The organism is uncultured Streptococcus sp. (genome assembly GCF_915066115.1).
Classification (GTDB): domain Bacteria; phylum Bacillota; class Bacilli; order Lactobacillales; family Streptococcaceae; genus Streptococcus.
Window position 1 is genome coordinate 19,244 of record NZ_CAJZDT010000010.1, and the last position, 8,361, is coordinate 27,604.

At 44.0% G+C, this 8,361-nt stretch carries 8 protein-coding genes and 1 pseudogene; 5 read left to right on the plus strand and 4 right to left on the minus strand.

What is annotated here, in order from left to right; genetic code table 11:
- Nucleotides 1-13: 13 nt before the first annotated feature.
- Entirely contained in the window at nucleotides 14-2,548 is a 2,535-nt protein-coding gene (gene mutS / locus QZ565_RS01695) for a DNA mismatch repair protein MutS (RefSeq protein ID WP_295524576.1), read from the plus strand.
- A 41-nt stretch (nucleotides 2,549-2,589) separates the two neighbouring features.
- Here the strand turns inward: mutS and QZ565_RS01700 are convergent, their stop codons facing one another.
- Together QZ565_RS01700 and QZ565_RS01705 are read right to left on the minus strand one after the other, a co-directional pair.
- The gene (locus QZ565_RS01700; protein ID WP_295524578.1) at nucleotides 2,590-3,048 is read right to left on the minus strand and encodes a DUF3021 domain-containing protein; all 459 of its coding nucleotides are present in this window, start codon (nucleotides 3,046-3,048) and stop codon (nucleotides 2,590-2,592) included.
- Complete coding sequence (locus tag QZ565_RS01705; RefSeq protein WP_295524580.1) at nucleotides 3,045-3,485, minus strand: LytTR family DNA-binding domain-containing protein; 441 nt, start codon at nucleotides 3,483-3,485, stop codon at nucleotides 3,045-3,047. Before QZ565_RS01705 ends, QZ565_RS01700 begins: the two co-directional genes overlap by 4 nt.
- Before the next feature lie 205 nt (nucleotides 3,486-3,690).
- Here QZ565_RS01705 and mutL point away from each other — a divergent pair, with 205 nt between their 5' ends.
- Nucleotides 3,691-5,640 carry a DNA mismatch repair endonuclease MutL gene (mutL, locus tag QZ565_RS01710; RefSeq protein ID WP_295524582.1) on the plus strand — a complete coding sequence of 650 codons (1,950 nt, stop codon included), beginning with the start codon at nucleotides 3,691-3,693 and terminating at the stop codon, nucleotides 5,638-5,640.
- 35 nt (nucleotides 5,641-5,675) lie between these two features.
- Here mutL and QZ565_RS01715 read toward each other — a convergent pair whose 3' ends face one another.
- Nucleotides 5,676-6,197, minus strand: a complete 522-nt coding sequence (locus QZ565_RS01715; RefSeq protein WP_295524584.1) for an RDD family protein — start codon at nucleotides 6,195-6,197, stop codon at nucleotides 5,676-5,678.
- Nucleotides 6,181-6,684 (minus strand): helix-turn-helix transcriptional regulator, encoded by a 504-nt coding sequence (locus tag QZ565_RS01720; protein WP_295524587.1) that lies wholly within the window; start codon nucleotides 6,682-6,684, stop codon nucleotides 6,181-6,183. Before QZ565_RS01720 ends, QZ565_RS01715 begins: the two co-directional genes overlap by 17 nt.
- Before the next feature lie 159 nt (nucleotides 6,685-6,843).
- On the opposite strand from QZ565_RS01720, the gene ruvA reads away from it, so the two are divergent.
- The 3 genes and pseudogenes from ruvA to QZ565_RS01735 all read left to right on the plus strand — a co-directional run.
- Complete coding sequence (gene ruvA / locus QZ565_RS01725) at nucleotides 6,844-7,437, plus strand: Holliday junction branch migration protein RuvA (RefSeq protein ID WP_125446709.1); 594 nt, start codon at nucleotides 6,844-6,846, stop codon at nucleotides 7,435-7,437.
- A gap of 9 nt (nucleotides 7,438-7,446) precedes the next feature.
- The gene (locus QZ565_RS01730) at nucleotides 7,447-8,007 is read left to right on the plus strand and encodes a DNA-3-methyladenine glycosylase I (RefSeq protein WP_295524590.1); all 561 of its coding nucleotides are present in this window, start codon (nucleotides 7,447-7,449) and stop codon (nucleotides 8,005-8,007) included.
- Nucleotides 8,008-8,361 (plus strand): annotated as a pseudogene (locus QZ565_RS01735) (CPBP family intramembrane glutamate endopeptidase); the annotation flags it as partial.

Sequence of the window (8,361 nt, forward strand, 5' to 3'; positions counted from 1 at the left end):
GGAGAGACGGAAAATGGCGACAGAAAAGCTATCACCCGGTATGCAACAGTATGTGGATATTAAAAAGCAATATCCAGATGCTTTTTTGCTCTTTCGGATGGGTGATTTTTATGAATTGTTTTATGAGGATGCGGTTAATGCTGCGCAGATTCTGGAAATTTCCTTAACGAGTCGCAACAAGAATGCGGACAATCCGATTCCAATGGCGGGGGTTCCCTATCATTCTGCCCAACAGTATATCGATGTCTTGATTGAGCAGGGCTATAAGGTAGCCATTGCTGAACAGATGGAAGATCCGAAACAAGCAGTTGGGGTTGTTAAACGAGAGGTTGTTCAGGTTATTACGCCAGGGACAGTGGTCGATAGCAGTAAGCCGGACAGTCAGAACAATTTCTTGGTTGCCATAGACCGTGCTGGCAATCAATTTGGCCTAGCTTATATGGATCTGGTGACTGGTGACTTTTATGTGACAGGTCTTTTGGATTTCACGCTGGTTTGTGGGGAAATCCGTAATCTCAAGGCGCGAGAAGTGGTGCTGGGCTATGACTTGTCTGAGGAAGAAGAACAAATCCTTAGTCGTCAGATGAATCTGGTACTTTCCTATGAAAAAGTAGGCTTTGAAGACCTTCATTTACTGGATTCACGACTGGCAGCTGTGGAGCAAGCAGCAGCTAGTAAGCTCCTCCAGTATGTTCACCGGACTCAGATGCGGGAATTGAACCACCTCAAACCAGTTATCCGCTATGAAATCAAAGATTTCTTACAGATGGATTATGCGACCAAGGCTAGTCTGGATTTAGTTGAGAATGCCCGTTCAGGTAAGAAGCAAGGCAGTCTTTTCTGGCTTTTGGATGAAACCAAAACAGCTATGGGCATGCGTCTCTTGCGTTCTTGGATTCACCGTCCCTTGATTGATAAGGAGCGAATCGTTCAACGTCAAGAGGTGGTGCAGGTCTTTCTTGACCACTTCTTTGAGCGTAGTGATTTGACAGACAGTCTCAAGGGAGTTTATGATATCGAGCGCTTGGCTAGTCGTGTTTCTTTTGGCAAAACCAATCCCAAGGATCTCTTGCAGTTGGCGACCACCTTGTCCAGTGTGCCACGGATTCGTGCGATTTTAGAAGGAATGGAGCAACCTGCTCTAGCCTATCTCATCGAACAACTGGATGGAATCCCTGAGTTGGAGAGCTTGATTAGTGCTGCCATTGCTCCTGAAGCTCCTCATGTGATTACGGAAGGTGGCATTATCCGTACGGGATTTGATGAGACCTTAGACAAGTACCGTCGTGTGCTCAGAGAAGGGACTAGCTGGATTGCTGAGATTGAGGCTAAGGAGCGGGAAAACTCTGGCATCAGCACGCTTAAGATTGACTACAATAAAAAGGACGGCTACTATTTCCATGTGACCAATTCGCAACTGGGAAATGTGCCATCCCACTTTTTCCGCAAGGCAACGTTGAAAAACTCAGAACGCTTTGGTACCGAGGAATTAGCCCGTATCGAGGGAGATATGCTGGAGGCGCGTGAGAAGTCAGCCAACCTAGAGTACGAAATTTTTATGCGTATTCGTGAAGAAGTCAGCAAGTACATCCAGCGTTTGCAGGCTCTAGCTCAAGGAATTGCGACGGTTGATGTCTTACAGAGTCTAGCAGTTGTGGCTGAAACCCAGCATTTGATTCGACCTGAGTTTGGTGACGATTCACAAATCGATATCCAGAAAGGGCGCCATGCTGTCGTTGAAAAGGTCATGGGGGCTCAGACCTATATTCCAAATACGATTCAGATGGCAGAAGATACCAGTATTCAACTGATTACAGGGCCAAACATGAGTGGGAAGTCAACCTACATGCGTCAGTTAGCCATGACGGCGGTGATGGCCCAGCTGGGTTCTTATGTGCCAGCAGAAAGCGCCCATTTGCCGATTTTTGATGCGATTTTTACCCGTATCGGAGCAGCCGATGATTTGGTTTCAGGTCAGTCAACCTTTATGGTGGAGATGATGGAGGCCAATAATGCCATTTCGCATGCAACCAAGGATTCATTGATTCTCTTTGATGAGTTAGGTCGGGGAACTGCTACTTATGACGGGATGGCTCTTGCCCAGTCCATCATTGAATACATCCATGAGCATATCGGAGCCAAGACCCTATTTGCGACCCACTACCATGAATTGACCAGTCTAGAGTCTAGCTTGGAACATTTGGTCAATGTCCATGTGGCAACCTTGGAGCAGGATGGACAAGTCACCTTCCTTCATAAGATTGAACCAGGCCCAGCTGATAAATCCTACGGTATTCATGTTGCTAAGATTGCTGGTTTGCCAGCAGACCTCCTAGCAAGGGCGGATAAGATTTTGACCCAACTGGAGAGTCAGGGCACAGAGAGTCCGGCTCCCATGAGACAAACAAGTGCTGTCACTGAACAAATTTCACTCTTTGACGCGCCAGTAGAGCATCCTATCCTGGAAGAATTAGCTAAATTGGATATTTACAACATGACGCCCATGCAGGCCATGAATGTCTTGGTTGAGTTAAAACAGAAACTATAAAAATAATCCCACTCATGCATTTGTGAGTGGGATTATTGCTCTTACTTTCTATGCTCCAAGAGTTGATTGATGTGGTCTACTTTTCTAGCTTCTCTTTTATAGAGAATAGCCCAAATGATGAGGTAGACAATCGCAAACTCGATAATGAGCTGGAGATAGAAGATCCAGTGGAAGGGGAACCAACCAGCCAGAGTTGCTAGTGGGACAAAGCCAGCCAGCATGAGGAAAAAATGGGTCAGAGTGGCACGAAGCATGCTCCAGTCACGGCTGAATAAGCGGTTGCCAAAGTTGAAGAGCATACCTATAGCTGCCCAGATCAGTGTGCAGTAGAGCAAGACCAAGGCACCGTGAACCTGATGTTGAGCCATCACTTGTCCGATCAGAGATTCAGGACTCAGTGGTGCGTAGGTATTTGGTGCATAAATGAATGAAAAGATGATAGAGAGGATGAGGCCGATGAGGACACCAGCAGCTGCGTCGTGAAAGATTTGTTTTTTCATAGTTCTAATTTCTCCTTGATGGTTTTTAGGTAACGGCGTGAAGAGTAGGTGAAGCTTTCATTCTTCAAGAAAATTTCAACTAGACCGTTGGGGGTGAGCTTGAGGTGAGAGATGGAGTCGATATTGATGATTTCTGACTGGGAAATTTGGATAAAATTGCTTGGCAAGAGTTCAAGAACCTGATAGAGCCGTAAATCAACGCTGTATGTCTGAGATGCAGTTTCTGCTAGAACCTTTCGATTTTCTATATAGAAGCGCTGAATCTTGCCAATTTCAACTAGATAGACCTGATCTTCGATTTTCCCTTTGATTTTTTCTTTTTGATCCAGATTTTCTGCGAACTCGATGACTTTTTGAACTTTTTCGGTCTCTTGAGGCGCTTGGACAATTAGTTTTTCCTCCTCGTAAGTTTCACTAATTTGTAGTTCTACTTTCATAAATTTCTCTCCTTTTCAGTTATACAAGGTTGTGATCACTTCCTGTATATTTTTATTAAACACTATTTTATAGCCTATGGCAAGAGACTTTGTCTATGTGGAGGGATTTGGCTTCTATGTGGTGGAACTTTTCTGTCCTATCTGAAATATGGTATAATAGCACTAATCAATTGCTAGGAAAATAGATACAGAAAGGGGCTGAAAAATGTCTCATATTATTGAATTGCCAGAGGTGTTGGCAAACCAGATCGCGGCAGGAGAGGTCATCGAACGTCCTGCCAGTGTGGTTAAAGAGTTGGTAGAAAATGCTATTGACGCGGACTCTAGTCAGATTATCATTGAGATTGAGGAAGCTGGTCTCAAGAAGATTCAAATCACAGATAATGGTCATGGAATTGCCCACGATGAGGTGGAATTGGCCCTGCGCCGCCATGCGACCAGTAAGATAAAAAATCAAGCAGACCTCTTTCGAATTCGGACGCTTGGTTTTCGTGGTGAAGCCCTGCCCTCTATCGCTTCTGTTAGTGTTCTGACTCTGTTAACGGCGGTGGATGGTGCAAGTCATGGGACTAAGTTAGTCGCGCGTGGAGGAGAAGTAGAAGAAGTCATCCCAGCGACTAGTCCTGTGGGAACCAAGGTTTGTGTGGAGGACCTCTTTTTCAACACGCCTGCCCGCCTCAAGTATATGAAGAGCCAGCAAGCGGAGCTGTCTCATATCATTGATATCGTCAACCGTCTGGGCTTGGCCCATCCTGAGATTTCTTTTAGCTTGATTAGTGATGGCAAGGAAATGACGCGGACAGCAGGGACTGGTCAACTACGTCAAGCCATTGCGGGAATTTATGGTTTAGCCAGTGCCAAGAAGATGATTGAAATTGAGAACTCTGACTTAGATTTCGAAATTTCAGGTTTTGTATCCTTGCCTGAGTTAACCCGAGCCAACCGCAACTATATCAGCCTCTTCATCAATGGCCGTTATATCAAGAACTTCCTGCTCAATCGTGCAATTCTAGACGGCTATGGCAGTAAGCTCATGGTAGGCCGTTTTCCACTGGCTGTCATTCACATCCATATAGACCCTTATCTAGCGGATGTCAATGTGCATCCGACTAAGCAAGAGGTGCGGATTTCCAAGGAAAAAGAACTAATGACGCTGGTTTCAGAAGCTATTGCAAACAGTCTCAGGGAACAAACCTTGATACCAGATGCCTTGGAAAATCTTGCCAAATCGACCGTGCGCAATCGTGAGAAGGCGGAGCAAACTATTCTCCCACTCAAAGAAAATACGCTCTACTATGAGAAAACTGAGCCGACAAGACCTAGTCAAGTTGAGGTGGCTGATTATCAGGTTGAATTAACTGAGGAAGGTAGGGACCTAACCCTATTTGCCAAGGAAACCTTGGACCAATTGACCAAGCCAGCAAAATTGCATTTTGCAGAGAGAAAGCCAGCTAATTATGACCAATTAGACCATCCAGAGCTAGATTTAGCTAGTCTCGATAAGGCCTATGACAAGCTGGAGCGAGAAGAATCATCCAGCTTCCCAGAGTTGGAATTTTTCGGCCAGATGCACGGGACTTATCTCTTTGCCCAAGGGAGAGATGGGCTCTATATCATAGACCAGCATGCGGCTCAGGAACGGGTCAAGTATGAGGAATATCGTGAAAGCATTGGCGATGTTGACCAAAGTCAACAACAACTCCTAGTGCCCTATATCTTTGAATTTCCAGCGGATGATGCCCTTCGTCTCAAGGAAAGAATGGCACTTTTGGAGGAAGTTGGGGTCTTTCTAGCAGAGTACGGAGAAAATCAATTTATCCTGCGTGAACATCCTATTTGGATGGCAGAAGAAGAGATTGAATCAGGCATCTATGAAATGTGCGACATGCTCCTCTTGACCAAGGAGGTTTCTATCAAGAAATACCGGGCAGAGCTGGCTATCATGATGTCCTGCAAACGGTCTATCAAGGCCAACCATCGTATCGATGACCACTCAGCTAGACAGCTGCTCTATCAGCTTTCTCAATGTGACAATCCCTATAACTGTCCCCACGGACGTCCTGTTTTGGTGCATTTCACCAAGTCGGATATGGAAAAAATGTTCCGTCGCATTCAGGAAAATCATACTAGCCTGCGGGAGTTGGGGAAATACTAAACTGTATAGAAGATCAAACAGCCCTAGTCATCGAACTAGAGCTGTTTTGAATTTTTGAGCTGAACTTGTGTTCCAGCAAGCAAATCAGCTGGATGACGTTTGTCCTTGCGAAGCAGTCCCATCAGCAGAAAGATCAAGAAGAGAATCCCTGCTGAAGTTGACAAGAAAATTGACAGAGCATCTGCTTGATAAGCACTACGAATAGCTCCCATATGTCCCAACTGCCAAGGGAAAAACTTGATAGCAGAGCGCAAAAGGCTGTGGGAAAGGCTCCTATGCTTGTAAATCAGCTGTAAACCTGCCCAACGCTTGCCAAAACTTCCTTTTCTATAGTCGAGCCAAGCAAAGATGATAGTTAGGGGCAGAACCGAGCTAGAAAAAGCCAGAAGTTGGCTCTGGGCTTCAGTGAATACAGGAATGCCCCCTAGAACCAGATTATAAAAGCCCATAGCTAGTAAAAATAAAGAAATGAGGTAGCCCGAGATAAAGAGCCAGTCTCCAATCAGCTCTTTCAGACGAGTTTTGATAGGTATGGGATTGTCAGTTTTTAGTTTCATCTTTAGCACCTTCTTTCTTAAAATCATCAAGGCCTATAACCTTGTCCAGATACTTTTGCTTAATCTTTAGCGCCTTGTTAATAGCAATTGCAGAAGCGATTAAGAGAACGAAGGTTAGCCAGATCCAAGCAGTGAAATCGGCTGGGAAACTAGAACCGGCTAAAAAGAGATAGATAGCCAGAGCTAAGACGAAAATATAAATCACTTGCCAGAGGCCAAAGGATTTAACTTCTTTATAGTATTTATCCTTATCTTCCTCCAAAATCACTGCCGTGGAACCTTTTTCAAAGTTTTCATCCAGTAAGAGATAGTCAGTTGTTACTTGAAAAATCTTGCTTAATTCAATGATTTTTTCGATTTCAGGAAGTACTTGTCCAGACTCCCATTTGGAGATGCTTTGCCGAGAAACATTGATTTGTTCTGCTAGCTTTTCTTGGGACCAACCTTTTTCCTTTCTGAGTTCAAATAGTTTTTCTGCGAGTATCATTATTCTATCCTCCTTTTTCTACTTCTATCCTAACAATTTTTACTTATAATGAGAATACAATCTCCTGTACTATTTGTCAACCAGAGGTTGCACTTTTTGTTGCAGTCTGTCTTGGGGAAATATGGTATACTAGATAGGCAAAATAAGGGAGAAAAAATTATGTACGAATATCTTAAAGGAATCATTACCAAAATCACTGCTAAATACATTGTTCTTGAAGTCAACGGTATCGGTTATATCCTGCATGTGGCCAATCCATATGCCTACTCAGGGCAGGTTAATCAAGAAGCTCAAATTTATGTGCACCAGGTCGTGCGTGAGGATGCCCATCTACTTTATGGATTTCGCTCAGAAGATGAGAAAAAGCTTTTTCTCAGTCTGATTTCGGTTTCTGGGATCGGTCCTGTATCAGCTCTTGCTATTATCGCTGCCGATGACAATGCTGGCTTGGTTCAAGCCATCGAAACCAAGAACATCACCTACTTGACCAAGTTTCCTAAAATTGGCAAGAAAACAGCCCAGCAGATGGTGCTGGACTTGGAAGGCAAGGTAGTCGTGGCTAGTGATGACCTTCCTGCTAAGGTGGCAGTGCAAGCTAGCGCTGAAAATCAAGAATTGGAAGAAGCTATGGAGGCCATGTTGGCACTGGGCTACAAGGCAACCGAGCTCAAGAAAATCAAGAAATTCTTTGAAGGAACGACAGATACAGCTGAGAACTATATCAAGTCGGCCCTTAAAATGTTGGTCAAATAGGAGCAGAGCATGACAAAACGTTGTTCGTGGGTCAAGATGACCAATCCTCTCTATATCGCCTATCATGATGAGGAGTGGGGCCAGCCCCTCCATGATGACCAAGCATTGTTTGAGTTATTGTGCATGGAAACCTATCAGGCAGGCCTGTCTTGGGAAACGGTGCTCAACAAACGCCAAGCTTTCCGAGAATCCTTTTATGGTTATCAAATTCAAGCAGTCGCAGAAATGACTGACTACGAATTGGAAGCCTTGTTGGAGAATCCAGCCATCATCAGAAATAGAGCCAAGATTTTTGCTACACGCGCTAACGCCCAAGCCTTTTTACAAGTACAGAAAACCTTTGGCTCTTTTGATGCCTATCTCTGGTCCTTTGTTGAGAGGAAAACCATCGTGAATGATGTTCCTGACTATCACCTAGCACCTGCTAAAACAGCCTTGTCTGAAAAATTAGCTAAAGATCTAAAAAAACAAGGTTTCAAGTTCACAGGCCCAGTTGCCGTTTTATCTTTTCTACAAGCAGCAGGTTTGATTGACGACCACGAGAATGATTGTCAATGGAAGGGGAATTAAGTGATGTCTAACAAAAATAAGGGAATTCTGATTTTTGCGATTCTCTATACAGTTCTCTTTGTATTTGATGGAGTTAAATTGCTGGCTTTCTTGATGCCATCTGCTATTGCAAATTATCTAGTTTATGTAGTACTAGCTCTATATGGCTCTTTCTTGTTTAAGGATAGATTGATCAAACAATGGAATGAGATTAGAAAGACTAAAAGGAAATTCTTCTTTGGCGTCTTAACAGGATGGCTCTTTCTCTTTCTGATGACTTTTGTCTTTGAATTTGTATCAGAGATGTTGAAGCAGTTTTTGGCGCTAGACGGACAAGGTCTAAATCAGTCTAATATTCAAAGCACCTTTCAAGAG

Excerpts from the sequence above, each read along its gene's own strand:
- mutS (WP_295524576.1), top strand. The coding sequence starts at position 14 with ATGGCGACAGAAAAGCTATCACCCGGTATGCAACAGTATGTGGATATT.
- QZ565_RS01720 (WP_295524587.1), bottom strand. The coding sequence starts at position 6,684 with ATGATACTCGCAGAAAAACTATTTGAACTCAGAAAGGAAAAAGGTTGG.
- QZ565_RS01705 (WP_295524580.1), bottom strand. The coding sequence starts at position 3,485 with ATGAAAGTAGAACTACAAATTAGTGAAACTTACGAGGAGGAAAAACTA.
- QZ565_RS01715 (WP_295524584.1), bottom strand. The coding sequence starts at position 6,197 with ATGAAACTAAAAACTGACAATCCCATACCTATCAAAACTCGTCTGAAA.
- mutL (WP_295524582.1), top strand. The coding sequence starts at position 3,691 with ATGTCTCATATTATTGAATTGCCAGAGGTGTTGGCAAACCAGATCGCG.
- ruvA (WP_125446709.1), top strand. The coding sequence starts at position 6,844 with ATGTACGAATATCTTAAAGGAATCATTACCAAAATCACTGCTAAATAC.
- QZ565_RS01700 (WP_295524578.1), bottom strand. The coding sequence starts at position 3,048 with ATGAAAAAACAAATCTTTCACGACGCAGCTGCTGGTGTCCTCATCGGC.
- QZ565_RS01730 (WP_295524590.1), top strand. The coding sequence starts at position 7,447 with ATGACAAAACGTTGTTCGTGGGTCAAGATGACCAATCCTCTCTATATC.